Origin of the sequence: Allohahella marinimesophila (assembly GCF_039538005.1) — a bacterium.
GTDB classification, from domain to species: domain Bacteria; phylum Pseudomonadota; class Gammaproteobacteria; order Pseudomonadales; family Oleiphilaceae; genus Allohahella; species Allohahella marinimesophila.
Map to the genome: position 1 here is coordinate 173,553 of NZ_BAABBO010000011.1, position 21,240 is coordinate 194,792.

20 protein-coding genes are annotated in these 21,240 nt (G+C 56.8%); 11 read left to right on the plus strand and 9 right to left on the minus strand.

The features are described from left to right. Positions 1-13 precede the first annotated feature (13 nt). From ubiB to ubiE, 3 genes are read right to left on the minus strand one after another with little or no spacing between them, the layout of a single operon-like run. Positions 14-1,738, minus strand: coding sequence for a ubiquinone biosynthesis regulatory protein kinase UbiB (gene ubiB, locus ABD735_RS13005; RefSeq protein ID WP_344807403.1), 1,725 nt, complete (start codon positions 1,736-1,738; stop codon positions 14-16). A gap of 5 nt (positions 1,739-1,743) precedes the next feature. Next, on the minus strand, positions 1,744-2,343 hold the full coding sequence (locus ABD735_RS13010; protein WP_344807078.1) for a hypothetical protein: 600 nt from the start codon (positions 2,341-2,343) through the stop codon (positions 1,744-1,746). Between the two features lie 12 nt (positions 2,344-2,355). Then, complete coding sequence (ubiE, locus tag ABD735_RS13015) at positions 2,356-3,105, minus strand: bifunctional demethylmenaquinone methyltransferase/2-methoxy-6-polyprenyl-1,4-benzoquinol methylase UbiE (RefSeq protein WP_344807080.1); 750 nt, start codon at positions 3,103-3,105, stop codon at positions 2,356-2,358. Positions 3,106-3,252: 147 nt separating this feature from the next. On the opposite strand from ubiE, the gene ABD735_RS13020 reads away from it, so the two are divergent. Beyond that, the gene (locus tag ABD735_RS13020) at positions 3,253-3,531 is read left to right on the plus strand and encodes a polyhydroxyalkanoic acid system family protein (protein ID WP_344807082.1); all 279 of its coding nucleotides are present in this window, start codon (positions 3,253-3,255) and stop codon (positions 3,529-3,531) included. 6 nt (positions 3,532-3,537) lie between these two features. Here ABD735_RS13020 and ABD735_RS13025 read toward each other — a convergent pair whose 3' ends face one another. Continuing rightward, positions 3,538-4,356 (minus strand): DUF8198 family protein, encoded by an 819-nt coding sequence (locus tag ABD735_RS13025; RefSeq protein WP_344807084.1) that lies wholly within the window; start codon positions 4,354-4,356, stop codon positions 3,538-3,540. Positions 4,357-4,406: 50 nt separating this feature from the next. Then, positions 4,407-5,366, minus strand: a complete 960-nt coding sequence (locus tag ABD735_RS13030; RefSeq protein ID WP_344807086.1) for an alpha/beta hydrolase — start codon at positions 5,364-5,366, stop codon at positions 4,407-4,409. Positions 5,367-5,568: 202 nt separating this feature from the next. On the opposite strand from ABD735_RS13030, the gene ABD735_RS13035 reads away from it, so the two are divergent. The 5 genes from ABD735_RS13035 to ABD735_RS13055 all read left to right on the plus strand — a co-directional run bounded on the left by ABD735_RS13035 (position 5,569) and on the right by ABD735_RS13055 (position 9,881). Beyond that, complete coding sequence (locus tag ABD735_RS13035; RefSeq protein WP_344807088.1) at positions 5,569-7,041, plus strand: wax ester/triacylglycerol synthase family O-acyltransferase; 1,473 nt, start codon at positions 5,569-5,571, stop codon at positions 7,039-7,041. 207 nt (positions 7,042-7,248) lie between these two features. Then, positions 7,249-8,661, plus strand: a complete 1,413-nt coding sequence (locus ABD735_RS13040; protein ID WP_344807090.1) for a hypothetical protein — start codon at positions 7,249-7,251, stop codon at positions 8,659-8,661. Continuing rightward, complete coding sequence (locus ABD735_RS13045) at positions 8,651-8,962, plus strand: DUF2288 domain-containing protein (RefSeq protein ID WP_344807092.1); 312 nt, start codon at positions 8,651-8,653, stop codon at positions 8,960-8,962. Before ABD735_RS13040 ends, ABD735_RS13045 begins: the two co-directional genes overlap by 11 nt. Before the next feature lie 338 nt (positions 8,963-9,300). Next, positions 9,301-9,519 (plus strand): hypervirulence associated TUDOR domain-containing protein, encoded by a 219-nt coding sequence (locus ABD735_RS13050; protein WP_344807094.1) that lies wholly within the window; start codon positions 9,301-9,303, stop codon positions 9,517-9,519. 53 nt (positions 9,520-9,572) lie between these two features. Then, positions 9,573-9,881: a hypothetical protein gene (locus ABD735_RS13055; protein ID WP_344807096.1), complete on the plus strand. Its 309-nt coding sequence runs from the start codon at positions 9,573-9,575 to the stop codon at positions 9,879-9,881. A 42-nt stretch (positions 9,882-9,923) separates the two neighbouring features. On the opposite strand, the gene ABD735_RS13060 is transcribed toward ABD735_RS13055, so the two are convergent. Further along, positions 9,924-11,552, minus strand: coding sequence for a protein adenylyltransferase SelO (locus ABD735_RS13060; RefSeq protein WP_344807098.1), 1,629 nt, complete (start codon positions 11,550-11,552; stop codon positions 9,924-9,926). A 59-nt stretch (positions 11,553-11,611) separates the two neighbouring features. Between ABD735_RS13060 and ABD735_RS13065 the strand changes: the two genes are divergently transcribed. The 5 genes from ABD735_RS13065 (at position 11,612) to ABD735_RS13085 (ending at position 16,592) form a co-directional block, all read left to right on the plus strand. After that, a complete protein-coding gene (locus ABD735_RS13065; protein WP_344807100.1) occupies positions 11,612-12,280 on the plus strand; it encodes an alpha/beta hydrolase in 669 nt (222 codons plus the stop codon). After that, on the plus strand, positions 12,250-12,879 hold the full coding sequence (locus ABD735_RS13070; protein WP_344807102.1) for a hypothetical protein: 630 nt from the start codon (positions 12,250-12,252) through the stop codon (positions 12,877-12,879). Before ABD735_RS13065 ends, ABD735_RS13070 begins: the two co-directional genes overlap by 31 nt. Before the next feature lie 7 nt (positions 12,880-12,886). Then, positions 12,887-14,461, plus strand: coding sequence for a DUF2868 domain-containing protein (locus ABD735_RS13075; protein WP_344807104.1), 1,575 nt, complete (start codon positions 12,887-12,889; stop codon positions 14,459-14,461). Beyond that, a complete protein-coding gene (locus ABD735_RS13080; RefSeq protein WP_344807107.1) occupies positions 14,451-15,872 on the plus strand; it encodes a GTPase/DUF3482 domain-containing protein in 1,422 nt (473 codons plus the stop codon). Before ABD735_RS13075 ends, ABD735_RS13080 begins: the two co-directional genes overlap by 11 nt. A gap of 63 nt (positions 15,873-15,935) precedes the next feature. Next, positions 15,936-16,592: a hypothetical protein gene (locus ABD735_RS13085; RefSeq protein WP_344807109.1), complete on the plus strand. Its 657-nt coding sequence runs from the start codon at positions 15,936-15,938 to the stop codon at positions 16,590-16,592. Position 16,593: 1 nt separating this feature from the next. On the opposite strand, the gene ABD735_RS13090 is transcribed toward ABD735_RS13085, so the two are convergent. Genes ABD735_RS13090 through ABD735_RS13100 form a run of 3 tightly spaced genes read right to left on the minus strand, consistent with a single transcriptional unit; the run spans position 16,594 to position 21,136 of the window. Then, positions 16,594-17,382 (minus strand): M48 family metalloprotease, encoded by a 789-nt coding sequence (locus ABD735_RS13090; RefSeq protein WP_344807111.1) that lies wholly within the window; start codon positions 17,380-17,382, stop codon positions 16,594-16,596. 10 nt (positions 17,383-17,392) lie between these two features. Then, entirely contained in the window at positions 17,393-19,645 is a 2,253-nt protein-coding gene (locus tag ABD735_RS13095) for an exonuclease domain-containing protein (RefSeq protein WP_344807113.1), read from the minus strand. A gap of 24 nt (positions 19,646-19,669) precedes the next feature. After that, positions 19,670-21,136, minus strand: a complete 1,467-nt coding sequence (locus ABD735_RS13100) for an NAD(P)/FAD-dependent oxidoreductase (RefSeq protein ID WP_344807115.1) — start codon at positions 21,134-21,136, stop codon at positions 19,670-19,672. Positions 21,137-21,240 lie beyond the last annotated feature (104 nt).

The following is a 21,240-nucleotide window of genomic DNA, read 5'->3' on the forward strand; positions in this document are numbered from 1 at the left end:
TGATTGATCAGACTCATGCGCAGATGACCGCCCAGACGGCCAGAGGCAGTACGGCAGGCACTAGCCAGGGCCTGGATTCGATCCAGACTACCCAGTCGGGCGGGTTGCTGACAAAGAAGCCAGCTACGCCAGCGGACAGGGCGAGCAGGGCGATGGACGCCACGGCAATGATCTTGGCCGACAGGCGACCGTTACCTTTGCTCTTCTCTGGCCATGTCCGCCCATTCCCATCGGCGGCACCGCGACCAGCCGTGGCGCGCCGCGAGCGGCTTTGCTCCTGCCGCTCGCGGTACTGCAGATGCCCGCCGACCCCGGAGCCGCCGGCGATGTTCTGCAAGGCGTTATACACCAGTTCAGGCATTTCAGGTGAATGCTCGAGCCACTCGGGAAGCCGCTCCCGCATGGCCTGCAATAAACCGGGCGGTCCGATCCGCGACTTCATCCAGCGCTCCAGATAAGGCTGCGCAGTCTGCCACAGATCAAGCTCAGGGTAGAGGGTACGACCGAGACCTTCAATGTGCACCAGCGTCTTCTGCAGCAGCACGAGCTGGGGCTGCACTTCCATTTCAAAGCGCCGGGCCGTCTCGAACAGTCTCAGCAGAAAGTGGGCAAAGGAAATCTCCGCGAGGGGCCGTTCGAAAATAGGCTCGCAGGCGGTCCTGATAGCGGCTTCGAACTCGCTCACCGGGGTGTCGGCAGGCACCCAGCCTGAAGCCACATGCAAAGTGGCCACTGCGCGGTAATCACGTCTGAAGAAAGCAAGCAGGTTCTTCGCCAGATAGGCCTGGTCTTCCTCGGTGAGCGAACCGACGATGCCGCAATCTATGGCAATGTAGCGCGGGTCCTCAGGCTTCGAAGCATCGATGAAAATATTCCCCGGATGCATGTCGGCGTGAAAGAAGTTGTCCCTGAACACCTGGGTGAAAAATATTTCCACGCCACGTTCGGCTAGCAGCTTCAGATTGACATCCAGAGACCTGAGCGTGGCCACCTGAGAAATTGGAATGCCATGGATGCGCTCCATGGTGAACACACGCTCGCCGGTTAGCGGCCAGTGCACAGCCGGCACGTAGAGCAGTCGGGCATCAGCGACGGCGGAAAAATTACGCTTGAGTTGCGATGTGTTTGCGGCTTCCCTGGGCATATCCATTTCGTCGAGAATCGTCTGCCGGTAGTCTGCTACTACCTGGGGGGCATTCAGGCGATGCCCCTGGTCGACTCTGCGCTCGACGAAGTCTGCCAGCAGCGCCATTAGCCGGGTGTCGCGATCGATGCGCACCCGGATGTCCGGGCGGGTCACCTTGATGACGACGTCCTGACCGTCCGGCAGACGGGCAGTATGCACCTGCGCGATGGAAGCCGAGGCCAGAGGTGTTTCCGAGAAATCCAGTACTCGCGACTCGATGGGGCACTGCCATTGCCGCTCTATGATGGCGCGTGCGACAGCACCATCGAAAGGGGCGACTTCATCCTGCAGACGGCTCAGGGGAATCGCGATATCCGGTGGCAACAGGTCAGGCCGTGTGGAGAGTAGTTGCCCTACCTTGATGAAGATGGGTCCGAGCTCTTCCAGGGCCTTCTGGAAAGCATCGCCACGGTTGCCCGGCGGCGTTGGAAAGAGTCGCCATGGTCCGAGGGTAAGGATGAGCGCCAGCGACCTGGAGCAGTATTCGCGCGGAATGAGGCGGTCCAGCCGATAGCGGCTGAACACCCATAGAATCTGCAGGCAGCGCCACACACTACTCAAACGCCAGTCGCCTTCTCTGCCAACTGTGCTTCGAGGATCGCCAGTCTCGCTTCTGCCTTGTCGGCTCGCTGACGAAGTGCCAGCGCTTCTTCGGCAAACTGCTCGAACTCGCGGGGATGGGGCATGGCTTCGCGTTCGTCCTGCAGATAGGCCAGAACATCACTGCGGAAGCGCTCGGTGGTGCTGCGTATCCAGTGCCGTGTACCGCTGGCGGTGCTCCCCAGCACACTCGCAGTTTCGACACCCAGCGTCTCTGCAAGCAGCTGGGACCACTGGATATCAAGCCCGGCCCGGATCGTCTCGAGCGCATCGAGCAACTCCACATTGCCCTCGACCTTCACCGACTCGCGTTGACCTTTCAATGCTGCGAGCAGCTGCAATGGGGTGCCCTTCAGCCAGACCATATCCGGGAGGGGTGACTTGGCGATGTCGTCGGCCCGCTGTAGTGGGTATCCGAGCCTGATGACGACTGGCTTGCCGGGCGCAGTCTCGATGTCGATACCAAGCAGGCGACCGTCCAGCGCCCGCAGGGACTCGGCAGACGCCGCGTCATAGGCCAGTACAGCATTGATACGTTTCAGTATTCTCTCGATCATGAGCTGCGCCGGTCAGGCCTTGATGCCGGTATGGAGGGCCACTATGCCATCGCTGAGGTTATAGTACTTGCACAGACTGAGGCCGGCCGTTTGAAGCATGCCAAGCATGGTCTCCTGATCTGGGTGCATGCGAATGGACTCGGCCAGGTACTTGTAGCTGTCACTGTCCTGTGCGACCAGCTTGCCCATCATGGGCAGGGCCTTGAAAGAATACGCGTCATACATTTTCGCCAGCAGCGGATTCTGCGGCTTGGAAAACTCGAGCACGAGCAGGCGACCGCCAGGCTTCAGCACGCGGCACATTTCAGCGAGTGCAGCGTCCTTGTCGGTGACGTTGCGCAAGCCGAAGGCGATGCTCACACAGTCGAAGCTGTCTTCCGGGAACGGCAGCTTTTCAGCATTGGCCTGCACATACTCGAGTGGCGCCGCGTAGCCCTCGTTGAGCATGCGTGTTCGACCCACCTCAAGCATGCTGGCATTGATGTCTGCCAGCACCACGCGCCCTTCCGGTCCAACGATATCGGCGAACTTCCGGCTGAGGTCGCCAGTACCGCCGGCGATGTCGAGTACTGAATAGCCCTTGCGAACACCGCTTTTCGCAATGGTGAAGCGCTTCCACATACGATGGACGCCGAACGACATGAGATCGTTCATGGCGTCATAACGTCTCGCGACCGAATCGAACACAGCGCCTACCTTGGCCTGTTTCTGTTCGACCGGAACCTGACTGAATCCGAAATGGGTGTTGCTGTCCTGACTCATGCGCGCTGCCTGTACTTCCTGTGGAGAAACATTTGCCAGCGGACTACGTACCCAGAGTATCGGAACGTTGCGCCGGCGCGATCGCTTGTCGCTGCGAGCTCGTTATCTTAACCTGATAGCCTTAATACGGCCATGGAAACCACAGATATGTCGAACATCAAAGTATCACGTCAGCACAACCTGCCAATGGATGAAGCAAGGGCAAAGGCAGAGGCGCTGGCTGAAGATCTGGGACGCGAATTCAATGTCAACTACGAATGGAACGGTAACCAGCTGGATTTCAAGCGCAGTGGCGTGAAAGGTGATCTCAAGGTCAATGAAAACAGCATCGATGTCGACCTCCATCTGGGTCTGCTCGCCAGGCCCTTCAAGTCACGGATCGAACAGGAGCTGCATCGACACCTCGATCATCTGGTACGAGGCTGAGCGGCTTCAGAGCCGGAAAGGTTTTTCCATCTGCCGCAATTCGTCAGCCTCATGACTGAACAGGTGCTCGAGCAGTGCAATCTCCCGGTTTGAGATCGTATCGAGCAACTCTGTGACGCCCCCCATATTGCGAAAGGCCGTGAAGCCGCGCATCAGGAAACCATGCAGTTCTGCCAGGCCAGCCATCTCGGCGGCGCCCTGGCTGATCTGGAGCGCGAACAGAATGCTACGACTGGTCACGTAGCGTTCTAGCTCGATGCCGAGCGTGCTGGTCAGCTGAATCTGCCTCAAGCGATCATCCCTGTTGTCACAGTGACGGAATGCCGCTGCATACTGACCGTCCGACATACCAGTGATCCAGTCAGCAAAAGCCGCTTCGGAAGCAGCGTCCTTTGCGTTTGCGCCAGCAGCCTGCAGGTAGTCGTCGAACAGCGTGTCGAGCAGACGGTCGTCGAGCTGCTGTGTCAACATATTGAGATCGGTAAGATCCGCCATTACCCCAAGCAGTTTCTGAGGGAGCAGCTTGACGATCTTTGGAAATATCCGTTCGAGGTCGGCATCCCGCTGCATGAGATTATGTGGCGCATAGAGATCATTCAGGAGAAAAACCAGGGCCTCATGATATCTCGGGGACTCGATGAGATCGCGATGCGTCTCAGTCAGTCGAGCCATCTGCACTGCCTGGAGCGCCGCCACCGATTGGGTCCGGTCGGATTCAGGTGAGCGATTCTCGTGGCGGTAGTGATGATAATCCAGCAGTGACTGCTGCAGGCGCTGGGCTTCGCCTGATCTGGGCTTGACTCCAAGGAGCTTGTGTTTCGACATGCGTTTTCTTGAGTGATGAACGGCGATTGATACCGGCTGCCTGTCGCCGATTACTCAGCTGTCCTGGCTAGCGTTGGCCGGATCGGCGTGGCCTGGGCGAGTCGTGCGGGCAATTTCGGTATCCAGGATTCGCAGTCGAGAGTGATGAAGTGACTGCTGGCGTCGGTTTCGACGATGCTGATCGCATTGTGCGACTGACGAGCACTTTTGAGCATGGCAGCCCTGTCCAGAACCCGGTCGACTTTGGGTATCAGAATGGTCCCATTCGGAATGTGTTCATACGCCGAGCTGTCACGACTCATCATCCAGTCCCGAAGGTCTTCGATGTTGTGAACCAGCGTCATATACTCTTTGATCGACGTGAAGATATGCGGCATCAGCTGGCGCTTTCGATTGGTCGGCGTGCCAAAGAAGGTTGGCGCGTAGGATGCGGACGGCGCGGAAGTGATCAGCCGAATCAAGAGCGGCCAGGTGGTATGATTCATCGGTTTGATCAGTCGTCTGACCAGAGGATGCAGCCGGCCTTCCGGTAAAACAGGCGCTTCGAGAACCACTTCGACATTTTCGAACAGGTCGGGGCGCAGCATCGCAGCTTCCATGATGACGGCGCAGCCACGTGAGTGACCATGTATGCGCACATGAGGCGCGGTCGGCAGATTCGCCAGCGTCTGCAGAAGTATGGCGGCGTCATGTGAAATTGTACCGGCCGGCGCGTCGATATCTGTCTGCCAGCCGGCGGTCATGACTGTAGGACCGCTCACAGGCAGATGATAGCCGCTACAGGTCAGCAGAATCAGTTCGGTGTCAGCGGCCTGGTAGGACTGCGTGTAATAGCAGAAATTCTCGAGAAAACCGTGCACACCGATAACGGTATGCCTCGCTTCCGAACTATGGTTTCGAACGGCTACCGAACCCTCGCCGACCTGATAGACCCGACCGGAGAACATTTCGGAATAGGTAGGCAAGACGGGCTTTAGAAGCCGGTTTTTAGTCTCCGCAAGACTGCTCATATTCCTCCTTTGACGTCAGGATGCACGTACTATTGTCTATTAAATTGTGACAGCGATCTCATTAAATCTGCTGGCCTTAGTGTAGTACGAATGGACGGCAGTTTACGAACATTTAAGATGGGCACTTTGACCGATCAGGGTCAATTGAGCAATTACAATACAATTGATTGCGCCGCAGCCGAATCTCTCGTTAGAGTACGTCATGCTTAGTGATTTTCCGATTGATCCTGTGAGTGGAAACGATGCCGCCTGGCTGCGCCTGGACCGGCCCACCAATCATATGATCATTACAGCCATGGCGATCACAGATCCGCTGTCGCCGTCACAGTTCAGACAACTTATCGAAAGACGCTTTGCTCATCTGCACCGTTTCTGTTGTCGCCCGGTCGTACATTCCGGCGTCTATTTATGGGAGCAGATGGATGACATCGATATTTCGCGGCACATTCGGCACGAATGCCTGCCGCCTGGCGCCGGTAAGCCGGAGCTCGAGCACTTCGTCAGTAGTCTGCAAAGCCTGCCTCTTGCGCCCGATCGCCCCTTATGGGAATTCATACTGCTCGAGGGTTACGAGCAGCAAAGCGTCGCCATCATGCGGGTTCATCATTGTTATGCTGATGGCCTCGCTCTCATTTCAATATTCGCTGCTCTCACCGATGATCACCAGGTAGTCTCGGCAGGCGGGCCGGATGCTGACGACGAAGCGGAAATCGGGCGACAGTCCGGTGCCAGCGGATCAACGCGGCGCCGAACAGCCGATAGGGTCAAGGCGGGTCTGGAGGCGGTCAGTCATGGCGTCGAGCGGGTGACTCATCTCAATTTCAGGTTGAGCCCGGAGCGTTATCGCTGGCTCAAGGCCGAAACCTTGGAAGGGCGGGGCTTGCAATTGCTCAACTCTGCAGCGGAGTTGGCCAGGCTGGCAGCACTGCCCAGAGATCCCGAAACGGTGATGAGCCAGAGGCTTGGCGAGCAGAAGCGCGCGCTCTGGTCTTCCAGGCTACCGCTCGATGATTTCAAGGCGGTCGCACGACAATTCGGCGCAAGCGTCAATGATGTTCTGCTGTCCTGCGTGGCTGGAGGCCTGGGCAAGTATCTTGCGGAGCACCAGAGCGTCGATGAGCATCTCGAGCTTCGTGCCACGGTGCCCGTGAACCTCAGGCCTTCGAGTCAGGGGCAGCAGGACAGTACGGTCGAGAAGACCGCGGCGCAGCAGCCGGACGACGAGGACGACCTGCTTGGTAATCAATTCGGTACGATCTTCATCCCGCTAGCTGTAGGGCTGCGGAATCGTGTTGAACGCCTGTACAAGACCAAGCACGACATGCGGGCGCTCAAAGGTTCCGTGCAACCGATGCTCTCTCATATTGTCATCGGCGCTACCGGGCTGATGCCGACGATGCTTCAGCAGCCGCTGATGGACGCGTTCAGCAACAAGACGAGTCTTGTCCTGTCGAATGTGCCAGGCTCGAAGGAGCAGCGCTTCATTGCGGGCAGCGCAGTGAACGAGTTGATGTTCTGGGTCCCTCAGGGCGGCGAAACAGGCTTGGGCATCAGTCTGCTGAGCTACAACGGCTTTGTGCAGATCGGGCTGCTGTGTGACCCACATTGCGTGGTCTTCCCCCAGCAATTGATGAAGCATATCTGCGGCGAACTAGAGGAATACCTGGCCGCATGACTGCATAGTGCCGATTCCTTCAATTTTATTGGCAGTCAGAGCGGGTAAGATGGTCCAATGCCGCGGGCATTCCAGTTCAGGCCACCGCCTTACAATACAGAAGCAATCAAAGCTGAGACAAGATTGATGACAAGACCAGATTCGTGCGCAGCCAGTGTATCACCGCTTTTCGTAGCGCAAGCCATAAAGGCGTTCACGAGGCGCCCAGTGTCTTTGGCCGTGGCTCTCGCCGCGCTGGTCGGCCTTGGTGGCTGTAGCGAACTGGAAAACGAGCCGAAGAAACCTTTCGTGAGAGGCGCGCCGAGCCTGGTGGCAGGGCAGTTCAATACCACGGAATTTATACTCGAAGACAACCGGGCACGCTATATGAGGACCGGTATCAACGGCTCTTCCAGTGGGGGGCATCAGGACTGGTTTTCCTATAACGACACCAAGGAAGCGCACGGTTTCATCCGCGGGTTCACCTATCGCTTCACGCCAGAACGCTGGCTTGGGGAGCGGGCCAACAAGCGGCAGGTTGGGGACAGGACCTCTAACGGTGACATGATTTTGATGGCCGATCCGGGCAGTAATAACATTTCCCTGTCTTTACGGGCCGCGCCAAATAATACCACCGAGGAAGAGTTCAACAGCTTCCAGCCTGATCTGACGCTGGGCCCATACCGCTGCCTTGAATACAGTGTCGGCTATGATAAGAACGGTGCAGAGATGGCGTTTCCGGAGGTCTGGTCGATGGAGGCTACATTCAATCCGGATGGCACTGGCGCATACACTTACCTCAACGACTCTGGTCTGCTCGAGCAGAACCGCAGTCCACGCCCCTTCAACTACATCAGAGGTTCCGCCGCGATCGGTGGTATCGGCGCACTGCTGATTTCCGATGCGAGTGCCAGGCAGGCCAATCCACTCGAGCCAACCCAGCCAATCCTTTCGCCTGGCCCAAATCTCGATGAGAATTATTTTGCTGATGTCGTCGCTGACACCTTCCGCATCGATTGTGGGGACGACTACCTTATCGATCCGAGAGATGATGCCGGAGAGGGCAATGGACTGGAGCGCCGAGTAGAAGCCCGACCACAGTACTGCAACGTCGCGGCCTACGGCGCAGCCAATGTCGATGGCAGTGTGCTGTTCGCATCGCGACAGTTTTATGAGGCCGTCGCCAACAGGCCAAGAGGCGTGGTTGAGACAATTTACAGTGCACCTAGCGGTGGACTGCGGGATTTTCAGAGTCAGCAGATTTGCGTTCGCGCCTCCGCCGGAAAGAGCGATGCCTCGCTGGCTGGGGCCTGGTGGCAGATGGAAACCTATGTCGACGATGGCGTGGCCGTGACGACTTTTGCAGAACTCATCCTCAACGATCAAGGTATCGGTGAAAGCCGTCAGATCGATGTGGCTGGCAATGTCGCGCCGCGAACTGCAGAAGTGCAGTTTTTCGTAGACTCGAATGGTGTACTTAACTTTGGCGGTGGCCTCGGCGCTGTGAACGGGGATGACTCGTTCTTTATCTACAATGCTTCGGACGATACCGGCAAGCGCGGTATGGGCTTCGCCATCAGGCAGAATCTGCCACCGGATGATCTGGCTGAACGCATTGGCGAGACGCCCGATGAAGAGTGAGGACCAGGCACATCTTGCAAAATTGCTTGAGCAGACAGCCCTCATTCACTGGGACGAACTTCAGGTTCATTTCGCCAGGGGAGCATTGATTCGGGTGGCTGAGGATATCAATCTGGTCGAAACCGCCTTCAGTATCGTAAAAAACGACACTGCAGCCGTCAGCGAGCTTCAGGCCAATCATCAGATTGACGGGCCTACTGATGCTGATGCTTTACTTTGGGCAGAGCAGAACCCCGAATTCTGGGCACTTGTGATCGCACCATGGGTGTTGATTCAGGGGCCTGTTCAGTCCAGGGGATGAAGACGCCCGTTTTCATCCTTTTTATACTCTCGTCCAGTTTCGCCTTGTAAATCTTTCACGCCGCTTCAACCCTAATCTGCAAAATCGACCGCAATTCTCCCTTCAAAATCAGCCCGCGCACACACCGATACAGGCTAAGCATCTGAATTTACAGAACATAAAAAAATTGGCCTGTTTATTGGATATATGGCTGTGTGTGTAAGCGAAGCAGGACCAGGCGCGAGTCTGTAAGCAAGGATGCTATCCCAACTTCCTCGACCGATCAGTCGCTCCCACTACGCCGATGAGGCGATTGTGACACTACATTGATTGCTACGGCACGCATGGAGGTTTGGATCGTGACCACAAAATATCAAGAAGGCGCCACTGTCGAATGGCAGTGGGGGCAGGGCAAAGGTGCCGGTAAAGTCAAAAGCAGTTTCGAAAAGACGGTGAGCAGAAAGATTGCTGGAAGCGAGATAACTCGGCACGGCAGCAAGCAAAACCCGGCTTATTACATCGAAACGGACGACGGCGATAACGTATTAAAACTTCATAGTGAGTTGGAGAAGCAGTGATGGCAAAGATGCTCTATAGCGTAGCAACGTGTGATGACGTAGCTGACAAAATCGTGAATAGTCTTACCGGCGTTGGGATTTCTCCGAACCAGATCACGCTGCTTCGACGTCTGAAGGCCCATAAGGACTGCGCGAAGGTGAATTCATCGTTCCGCTGCGTCACGAGCGGGCACGACGATTACTTCCAGGCTTCCGGCATGTCAGTCAATGAGTCGCGACCATATCGTGAAGCACTCGAGGAAGGCAGAATTGTCATAGCCCTGAGTTTCGGAATCAGCGGTCAGGCCAGTGCGCCCGTCATTGATAAGGGCTCTTCCGAACCTAAGCCGAGCTATGAACCTGCGTTGCTTCAGACAGCATGAAAGAATGGGCTGCTAACCCTGCGCATCTTTACTTCCGGGCCGTTATGAACTGCATGACAAGGCCGCTGCGCCAGGATAGTTATCTGCCCAATCAGGGCGCTTGCCGTATACGTCGATAGCCGTGAATCTTCTATAAGGCTCACGGCTCGCCTGCATCAGATCTTCCAGAATACTCGCGTCGCCCTCATCTAGCGCTTCAAAGGCGCTCACCAGCAAATAGTTGCGAGGTATGAAGACCGGGTTGTGGCTGCTGAGTATGGCTGCACGCCTGCCGCCTTCGCCTTGTTCCTCCGACTTGCCCGCCAGATCTGCATGAATTCGTGAATAGTTTGCGAACCACCCTGCCCAAAGTTGAAGGGTATTTTCGTCCAGTGGCTTGTAGGCAGCAGACGACAGCCGCTCGGCAAGCATGTTCTGAGCCTCCGGGTTCGGCAGCTTCGCCTCCAGCACATCAGATTCTCCCAACATACTGAAAAATAGTGTAAAATCCATTTTCGATGTTTTCATCAGCGCATCAAGGTCTGTGAGCAGAGCCGTGGTCTCAGAATGTGCCAGGCTGTGCTGATCGGCCGGGCTAAACCCTAGTTTGCCGAGTCGCATGCTGTGCATGGCCGCGACCAGATACTGTTCGGCGCCTTCTATCACCTTTGTCAGGGCTGGCACATCTTCGATGAGTGGGTAAAGGGCATTGGCGAGGCAGGCCAGATTCCATCTCGCTACGCCTGGCTGATTGCCAAAACAATAGCGCGCTTCTCTGTCCGAAGTGTTGGGCGTAAATACAGGATCGAAGTCCTCCTGCCACCCAAACGGTCCATAATCGATGGTGAGGCCAAGAATCGACATATTGTCGGTGTTCATGACGCCGTGAACAAAACCAACGCGACTCCAGTGAACGATCATGTCCATCGTGAGGTGGCAGATGGCTTCGAACCATCGTAAATACGTCGTTTTTGAATCGGATTGTTCCCGATCGGCGTGAATATCGGGGAAGTAGTGCCGAATGCTAAAGTCCGCCAGTTGCCGCAGACACTCGAACTGCTTTCTGGCAGCGAAGATCTCGAAGTGTCCGAAACGAAGAAAGCTTGGTGCCGTGCGACAGACGATGGCGCCTGTCTCGTGGCGCGGATGGCCGTCGTAGAACATGTCCCTGACGACCTCAGCTCCGGTGCTGCAGAGCGATAGCGCTCTGGTGCCGGGAACCCCGAGGTGATGCATGGCTTCGCTGCACACATATTCCCTGACTGAGGAGCGCAGCACAGCCCGGCCATCAGAGCCGCGACTGAATGGCGTTCTTCCGCTACCCTTTAGCTGAAGCTCGATGCCTGAGGTTTCGCCAAGCAATATCGCTCTGCCATCGCCAAGCTGGCCTGCCCAGTGGCCAAACTGATGGCCACCATACACTGTCGCAACAGGATTCATGCCTGGCAACAGCGTATTGCCAGTAAAGATATCTGCGAGGGTCTGCCGAAGCTCTGGGTCGTCGTCAAGCGAGGGCAGTCCCGCACTGGCTGCCGCATCATTCGACCAGGCCAGTAGCCGAGGCTTGGGAACCTTTTCTGGTTCACAGGGCGCATAAAAACTGTCGGCAAGCTGCTGTGGGATGCGCATCTCCAGCGTGGTGCCACCGAGTTCGTCGGTAAACCTGTTATGGAAGTGCGTGGTTGTCAGCATCGTGTGGTCTGGCGCTCGTTTGCTTCGTAAACAGAACATTGGTTAAAAAAGGAATGAACATGTTACCAGCGTTGGAAATCGAAACCAGCCCTCAGCCTGATGCCGCGGTGATCCTGCTGCACGGTCTCGGGGCTGACGGCAATGATTTCGGGCCGATTGTCGCAGAGCTCGGATTGCCGGCTGATGCCGCAATACGATTCATCTTCCCACATGCGCCGGCCATTCCGGTGACCATAAATCGTCACTATGTCATGCCTGCCTGGTATGACATTACGTCCATCGATATCGATCGGACAATCGATGCAGGCCAGTTACGGGCGTCTGCAGAACAGATTGCGGCCTTCGTGGACCGGGAGGTTGCCAGAGGCATTCCTCCGGAGCGCATCGTTATTGCCGGCTTTTCACAGGGTGGCGCTGTGGCCTACGAGCTGGCTGCATCAGATGACAGGGTTTTCGCTGGCCTGATGGTGCTCTCCAGTTATTTTGCGACGCAGAAGGATGCGCAGTGGCGTGAGCTTCAGGAGAAGTGCCAGCATATGCCTGTGCTGATCATGCACGGACAGGCTGACGACATCGTCAGCGAATCGCTGGGTCGGAGCGCCTGCAAGATTCTATGTGACCTCGGTCTGCAGGTCAGTTACAAGACTTATCCAGTTGGGCATAGCGTCCATCCACGGCAGATCGAGGACATTTCAAAATGGCTGCAAACCGTTTTGCCACCTCGATGATGTTATTCCCGAAAGGGCTGTTGTTTCTGTTGTCCTTCTGGCTGCTCGGATGCCAGGAGCATTCGCCGTCAGGAGACGTGAGCGGGAAGGCTGTGCTGGAAAACGGGTATGCCCAGCTATATGAGCTAACATCGACCCTGAAAGGTGCTGACACCATTCTCAATTTCAAGGCGTCGACCGACGGCTTTGGTGATCTTGTGAATGAACTGGCCACTGATCAGGCGAGCATGGCCGAATATCTCGAGTCCATGGCTAAAGACGAGCCAATGTATGATCTTGCTAACACCGGATACCCGGAAATCAGCAAGCGGACCTGGAACTCGGCCAAGACAGACCGGCTACTGTCGTACTCACCATTCTTCGGACGAACCGACGACAATTTCGAGCGGACCTATCTGCTCAGCCTGACAAATGCCCTGACACAGCAATATCATCTGCTCGAAGTCATGAGCGACCTCGAGCGCGAGAAAGAGCGTCTACTCATGCTGAGGGAATTTCAGAGCGATGTCGGCCGGTACTACGATGAAGTCGTCAGCAAACTCAACAGACAACATTTCAAGGAAAACATGCCTGGGCCATCGCTAAAAGAAGGGGCGTGAGATTCGCGTGCAACGAAAGAGCGGCAGTAGTGTGAGCAGTGCTCAGCCAGTCAGCAGGAGTCTGAGGTACACGGGTTATCGTCTCGAGTTTGTGCGTTATATCGAGCAGCAGCCGGACTTGATATCGCCAGTAGTAATTGGTGAAGCCGAGGCTGGGGCACTGTCGGAAGCTGAGCCGAACGGACAGTCATCAGGATTCGAGCGTATCGCCAGGGCACGGGCCAGCTGGCTGTTGGCTTTGTTGCGGCTCGACGCCTTGCACGCCCGGGTCGACCGAGCTGCCGGTCAGAGTCTGTGGGTGCTCTGTCTGCTTTTCGGGCTTCTGGGGGCTGGCGCGGCAGCACAGGGTTTCGATCTGGCCCAGCATACCGTCAACTTCTTCTGGCTACTCGTGGTCCTGCTCGGTGTGCATACGGCAGCACTTCTGTTCTGGTTGCTGGCCTTGATCGGCCGTCAATTGCGCGCCACCGCCGTCAAGACGCCAATGCTGCAAGTCCTCGCACTCTGGCTGGTGCGCAAACTGTCCCGTCTGTTTGCGCATGAGGCTCCTGAGGCCAATCAGGAAGCGCGGTCCGCCCAGCCACCTTTATCCGTCACGACAGTCAGCAGTGTGTGGGCCCGCCTGCAGAGCCGAGGAGCACTCGGCTTCTGGAATGTCAGTGTGCTGAGTCATGCCATCTGGGCAGCGTATCTGATTGGCGGTTTCGCGATGACACTGATTTTACTGTCGCTGCGGCAGTACGATTTCATATGGGCCACCACAGTGCTGTCTGCAGAGGCCTTCGAACAGATGACGCTTCTCCTGGGTGAGCTTCCCCGCCTGCTTGGAGTCGCGGTGCCGGACGCTCAGGTCGTTCGGATCAGTCGTGCCGGAATCGATAGCAGTCCGGAAATAGCTGGCGCTTCGCGGGTATTGTGGTCAAATCTCCTGCTGGCCAGTCTGATCATCTGGGGCTTGCTACCGAGAACCATTCTGCTGATAGTCAGTCTGACTGGAAGGGTCGCAGCCTTGCGAACGGTAGCAGTGGACTTCGCAAGTCCCTATTACGTTGCCCTCCGCCAGCAGCTGCTCACGGGGTTTCAGCGCGGCGGCGTCATCGATCCTGATCGGCGAAGCGTGCCTGAGGCCGAGGTAGGTCATGTCTCCTCAGTCCCTGTCGCTTTGCCCGACACCTATGATATCGCAGCAATCTATCTCGACCCGCAGCTTCACTGGCCGCCTGCAATGCTGCAACCGCAGAACAATCTTGGCTGTATCGACGATGCGGCGTCTGAGCAGGCGGTCATGGCTGCGGCGGCTGATACTTCGAGCGCCCACCTCGTGCTCTGGTCTCACCTCTCAACGGTGCCAGATCGTGGCGTGCGAAGAATTGTGCAGGCCCTGAAGAGACACTTCAGGGGTCGCCTGCACCTTGGACTGCTGACGCCAGCCGATCGCCCTGCAGATGCGAGCCGCCTTGAAGACTGGTATCGACTTGCGGCTGCAACAGACATCTCTCTGGACGACCTCATCCAGCTGCCCCTGCAGCCTGATGGCTCGCCTGACACATCTGCAGTCGGAGGCAATCACCATGCAGGTTGATTCGAGGCCAGTCAGCACGGCACCTCGGGCGCCGATCAAAATTGCCATTGTAGGGCACACGAACGTCGGCAAGACATCTCTGATGCGGACGCTGTTGCGTGACAGCCGCTTTGGTGAAGTGTCCAATCATCCGGGCACTACACGCCATGTCGAGGCGGCGACGATACTCTGTCGGGAGCAGCCGGTCATTGAGCTTCATGATACGCCTGGCCTCGAGGATTCCATTGGTCTTCGCAGCGCGCTGGAGGAGTTGCCGGCCGGGCGCGACGATACAGGGCAGGCAAGACTGAGACAGTTTGTCGCCCGCGCCGACGATTTTGAGGCGCTCGACCAGGAGCTCAAGGTCGTGCGTCAGTTGCTCGCCAGCGATCTGCTGTTCTACGTCATCGATGTGCGAGAGCCCTTGGTAGGCAAGTACCGGGATGAGCTGTACGTACTCAGCCTCGCTGGCAGGGCCGTGATACCAGTGCTCAACTTTATCCACCAGTTTCCCAACCACAGTATGCAATGGCGTGATTACCTTGGTCAGCTGAACTTCCATGCCCAGGTGCAATACGACACCGTGGTGTTTCGACTCGAAGATGAAAAGCGCCTGTTTCAGAAAATTCAGTCTTTGCTTGGTGAGCATTACGACAGGGTCCAGCAGCTGATTGATGAAAGGCATGCCCAGGCACTGCAGATCCGGCGGGCCTCTGCGGCGGCGGTAGCTGAGTTAATCATCAATGTGGGAAGCTATCGCAAGACGCTGCGATCCGTCGAGCCGGCCAGGGCCGCAATCGAGAGCAACGAGATTTCTGCATTGCAGGATCTGACGAGACAGGCCGAGCAGGCCTGCAGCCGCCAGATCATCAGGCTTCATCGCTTCGCACCAGACGATGTTCGCGAAGCCTTTCTGCCGGTCCAGGACGGTAGCTGGAAGCTCGATCTATTCGATGTGAATACCTTGCGGGCCTTTGGCGTCGAGGCTGGTAGTGGTGCAGCGAAGGGAGCAGCTGTAGGCGCCGTGCTTGATGGTCTGACGGGCTTCATATCGCTGGGCGCAGCGGCGGCGACTGGCGCGCTGGCGGGCGCCATTTTTTCGACCGGGGCGAGGTATGGCCGCGACCTGCAGGCGGCGATGACAGGCAAACGCACTCTGTGCGTGGATGAGCCGACGCTACGGCTGTTATGGCTGAGGCAGCTTCAGCTTCTGACAGATCTGGGCTCTCGGGGGCACGCCATGCAGGGACAGATGCAAATGACCTCCGTGGATGCCAGTGATCTGCCCAAGGCCTGGAGTCAATGGTTGCGGCAGATGCGAGCTAACGCACACTGGAGCGACCTGATTCCCGAGAATCGCAAACGTTCGGCTGATCCGGGGCGAGAAGCGCTGGCAGATGCCCTGGCCGAACATCTTTTTGCTCAGGTCTGACCAAAGTGGTGGCATGCTTCGTAATCTCCTCATCAGTTGAAAACATGAGACATGGAGAAGTATATGAATACAGTCACTCGAGCAGGTAGCAAAGCCACTCATCTTGCAGAGCAGTACGTTTTGTCCACGAGGGCCTACGTCAACGAAGCGGTGCAGACCGGACAGAAGGAATTTGAAACGGTCACCGATAAGGTGAGTGATCTGGTGGGTGAACTGAGAAGTCAGGGCACCTACATTACCGAGCCAGGCCTGCAGTTCTTTCAGGAAACACTGAAACAGCCCATTCAGCGGATCAGACACCCGCTCGTTACGGTGAAGGGTATAGCCACGGTCTGTGAGAGCACTCTGGATCGAGCCTTCCGAGTGGCGAGCCAGAACTACGATAGCTTGCGTCGCAACTGGACCAAAGCTGATGAGGTTGAGGCTGATCTCACTACACGCGAGCAATCTGCCTATGCAGACGCGATTAATTCGGCAATAGACCAGGCAGTCAACAAGCCGGCAGGCACTCGAACTACTTCCGCCAGTGGAGAACATGACGATCTGCAGCGTTTGCCGCAAGTTGGTCCGGCCTTGGTGCGCAAGCTTCACGCCGCTGGTATCTATAACTATCGTCAGATTGCCGAGCCAACTGCCGAGGAAAAGCGCAAGTTGGCCCAGTTTTCAAAAATAAAGTCCTATCCGGAGTGGGTTGAAGAGGCCAAGCGTCTCATCAACTAGCTCACTTCAGCGATTTGATCGTCTCGTCGATGTTCTCGATACGACGATCGCTGGTTGGGTGAGAGCTCAGAAACGCGGCGAGGCCCTGAGGGCCTTCGCCGCCGACGGACTGCAGCGTCTGAATCGCCGCTTTCATCGATTGCGGCGGCTGGCCAGTGCGGTGCAGGGCTTTCACCGCAAAAGTATCTGATTCCAGCTCATCTGATTGCGAGTATCTTGCATTGGCGTAGCCCGCTGCAAGCTGACCCAGTTCGGACTGGCTGAGCTGACCGATGGTTCCACCAGCGGCTGCCACCGCTGAGAATGCTGCGTTGGTGTAAAGTTGCTCACGCATCTGTTTGTAGCTGTGTCTGAGTTCCACGTGTCCAATCTCATGCTGAAGTACGGCCAGTACCTGGTCGTCAGACATGAGATCCATCAGCTTTGAGTACACCCGCACAGTGCCATCAGCCATGGCGAAAGCATTGACCTCATCGCTCAGATAAACTTTGAAATTGTATTTATCCGTATTCGCGCCGGTCATGGGGATGAGCTTGCGAAGTCGCTGGGCGTATGTCGAGCTCTCCGGCGCCACCTTGTTCTGCTTGCCCATTTGCTGGGCGGCTTCGCTGGCAGCATTGATAACGACTTCAGAGCTGAGGGTAGCGGCCTGTACGGCAGCCGCACCTGCCTGAGCAGCCTGTTCAGGGCGGAACTGGCTACCGGTACAAGCGGTAAGCGTCAGCACGAGAGGGAGAGCAATAAGGGGCGCTCGCAGTGGCGGGCGGCTCAGCAGGGTGATTCTGCGCATTGTTGTTATCCTAGGGTAAATTGAACCGATCCGACCCGGCAAGCCGTGCCTTGTTGATCAGCTTGAGTAAACCCGCCGCGGCTTCGGCGTCGCTCAGCGCGCGATGATGTTGCGTCAACGGAATGCCGAAGTGGGCAGTGAGATTTTTCAGGCTATACGAATCGAGGCCGGGTTTCAGTTTTTTCATCATGGCACAGGTGCACAGTTGTGGCATGCGGATGGACTGCTCCATTCGGCGATAGGACTGTCGAATAAAACCATAGTCGAAGCGGACGTTGTGAGCCACGAAAATCGAGTCGCCGAGAAAGGTACGAAGGTCATCAGCAATGGCTTCGAATGGGGGCGCGTTCGCCACCATCTCATTCGTTATTCCGGTCAGTGCAGTGATGTTGGCTGGTATGCGACGGCCTGGATTGATCAGTGTTTGCCATCGTGCCACGATGTCGTCGCGCTGCACGATTACAGCGCCTATTTCTGTGAGTCGGCCGTATTCGGCATTGCCCCCAGTAGTTTCCACGTCTACTACGACATACGGTTGATCAGGATCGACCACCCATTCTACCCGCTGTACCGACACCTGAAAGCCCGCCTCACGAAGCTTCAGCAACTGCATCATCTGTCTGCGCCGTAATTGGTCGCCTTCGGCTTTTACTTCCACGAAGCGAAGGCCGTCGGCATCGATGATCATCAGGTCGGGATAACCGGATTTGCAGCTGTCGTACTGGCGCGCCATATCACGCAGCACGGTGCGCAGTCCCTCCAGTGGGGCTAGCTCCACCATCTTGCACAACTGCTCTGCCATGGTGGGCGCCCATCCCGTAAAGCTGTTGGGACGCCCGTAGCACCTGCTCAGGTGTCTGAGGACATGGGACTTGAGCTGCTCGCGGTCCATCGCCAGAACACGTTCTATCTGGTCGCGTTGCGCCTGGTAGAAAGACCCATCAGAGAGTCCCGCCGGATGGTGCTGAAAATCCGAGGAAAAGTGGCTGGCTTCGCTTTCATAGAGGTTCGGCCAGAATGTGAGTACGAACAGGCTGCGCCAGATTCGGTTCTCGGCGTGCACGACCAGACGCCCCGGTTTCTGCCAGTGCCGAGCCAGCGCGGCTTCGGGTTCGTGGCGAAAGGCTTCATCGAGTCGGCTGACGCCAGCAGCCCGGAGCATGTCGGTGAGTAGCGACGTTCGCTTGCTACCTTTAGTGGCTTCGAGTCCTAGCTGACTGGGGGCATAACGGGCATCGGCAGGTAGCAGCTCGCCACCGTACTTCCTGGCCTGAAAGTCGATCGCAAACAGGTAGGCATCGTCGCTGGTTGGCGTTTCGAACAGGCTTGTGATCAGGGCACGGGCACGGCTTTCATCCAGTCGATGCCAGAGTCGAATGGCTTTTTCAGTCGCTGTGGCGTGTTCGCTGCTCTGGTAAAGCGTCGCCGCCTGTGCCAGGCGGTCTTCGCTTTCCAGACGGGCCCCCAGTCTGAACACACATTTATCGTACAATGTGGTGCCAAGTTCAGTCAGCGGTTGAGGCTGATTTATCAGCCAGGCCGCCTGGGCTTCTGACTCGGAATGATCTGCACTGGCGGGCTGTTTGAGTTGCTGAGCCAGTTGAGCGAGTTGGAAGGTGAGCCAGGCATCTTCTGCGGTCTCGAAGCGGGCCGTGTAGCCAGCCTCGAAGCTGTTCGTGCGCAGTAGCCCGAGGTCACGCATTGCAAAACGCCCAAGGTTCTCTTCCAGTCGGCCGAAGTAGAGAAACAGAATGAAGCTCACTGTCTCCTGATACTGCTGCACGATGAAATCTTCGGCATAGGCCGTCAAGGCTGATGGCCGGGCGTGCTGAATGCGAGCAAGCTGCTCTCGGGCGATCGATAGCAGGCGCTGCTTGGGCCAGCTTCGTTTCCAGGTGGACGATTCCGACGCGCCCACGATGTCCAGAAAGCCCACCAGTTCTTCCCTCGTCAGGGTGGTCAACAGGTTCGGTGCGTCCTCAATCCCGGCCCTGGCCACAAAGCCCTCGCGGAAGAGCTGCGTCAACAGTGCGTCCAGATCCTCCAGCTCTTCATAGCGAATCCTGTCCAGACGAAAATAGCAGCCCTTTCGATTGCAGATGCGAACAAACAGCGCTGCAACGTCGCGAGGAAGCGCCATGAACTGTTCGATGAACTGAACTTCCCTGGCGCGCAGGACATGGTCGTAGTGCTGCCGTATGAACAGCAGCATCTCCCGGTAGTGGTCATAATAGTAAAACGGTGCAAGATCTCGCTTCAGCACGGGAGTCCTATATCAAATCAGGTGTCAGGCCTTATCCGCAGATTCATTGAAGGGATTGGCATAATGAATGATGCGCTGCCCGAATATGAAGCGCCGCAGCGCTGCCCGCGGCAGGGCAATGATGGGATTCGGGAACAGGCTCTCGACTGTTTGCCAGAAGCCGCTGGGCAGCATGCCGGGCAGCAACTGGCGTGTGAGTGCTCGTGTACCCCTTCGCCAGGTGGACATGGATGCATCCTTCAGGTCGAGTACCATTGAGTAGCGCGCCATATACACCTGGAACACACTCTCCTTCATGGCCTCGAATACACCGCCTGCGGCAATGAGCCCATTCCACGCGAAATAATGCTCAAGATCGCCGAGGGCAATCAGTACTGGCTTATTGGCATTGGTGAAATTTGCTGGCTTATCAGCCTTGAAATAGCGGAGCGCGTTCTCGGCCGCATGCTCGCCCATGTCGAGCGCATGATAGGCCTGTTTGTGCAGCGACTGATCCACGATGCTGGCGCAGTCACCAGCGAAGAACAGCGTTTCCCGCCAGGCATCGGCGTAGCCATATTGGGCTTTGTTCAGCACCGGATTCAGAGCATTGTCCACCAGGAGTCCAATGCCGTCCTCTGCTGTCTGTAAATGAAGCTGCTTTTCTTCGCAGAGTTGCTTGACCAGACCCTGACGTTGAATACCAGCTGTCCAGATCGTCAGGTCAGAGGGCAGCATCTGACCATCCACCAGCTCGATATGACCACGGCTCACACGTTTTACTGCAGATCGGGGGCCTGTGTGGAAGGTGACCTTCTTCTTTTTCAGCTGTTTTCGCACGTCTTTGGCCAGATCATCAGAGAACTCGGGCAGCAGATCCTGTGCGTCTACGACCTGCACCTTCAGTTTGTCCTTGAAGCGTTTGTTCCGCAGTATGGATCCCAGCGCCTCGACGCCCGATAGCCCACCGCCAATGATAGTGACGGTAACAAGCTTCTGTTTTTCGCTCAAGGTCGCCAGCGCCCGTTCGATGTGCTCGGCCTGATCAACATGGCGAAAGCCAGTAGTGTGCTGCTGTCCGCCCGGCACGACATTGGGGGCCTGTTCACCGCCACAGGCGACAATGCAGGCATCGTAACGAAGCTCGCGACCATTTTTCAGCACGATTTGACGTCCGATCGGGTCAAGTGCCTCCACCGATGACTGGATGAAATCCTGCCCAAGTTGCTGAAAGAGTCTGGCGCGATCGAAACAGAGGTGCTCCCGAAGCTTGAGGCCGGACAGGATGTCGTGAATATGTGGTGTCCATTCAAAGTCCGGCCGCGGATCTACGACGGTGACTCTGCAGATGCCCTGCAGCGCAATCGCTGCTGCCAGTCCGCCGAAATTGCCACCGACAACCAGAACATGCCGGTCGGACACATCGATGTCGCCACTCAGCACCAGTCGCGAGCGCAGCCATTTTGCTGCACGAAGCGGTGTAGCTACGAATTTGTTGATTGCGTCTGACATACCTGTTTGAGCTCCTTTCAGGCTCTCGCTCGAAAGCGCGAGCGTTTAAATTCACTGCCGGCCTGAGGCCGGCAAGGTAAAGCTTACGCAAGGCTTGCAAATTC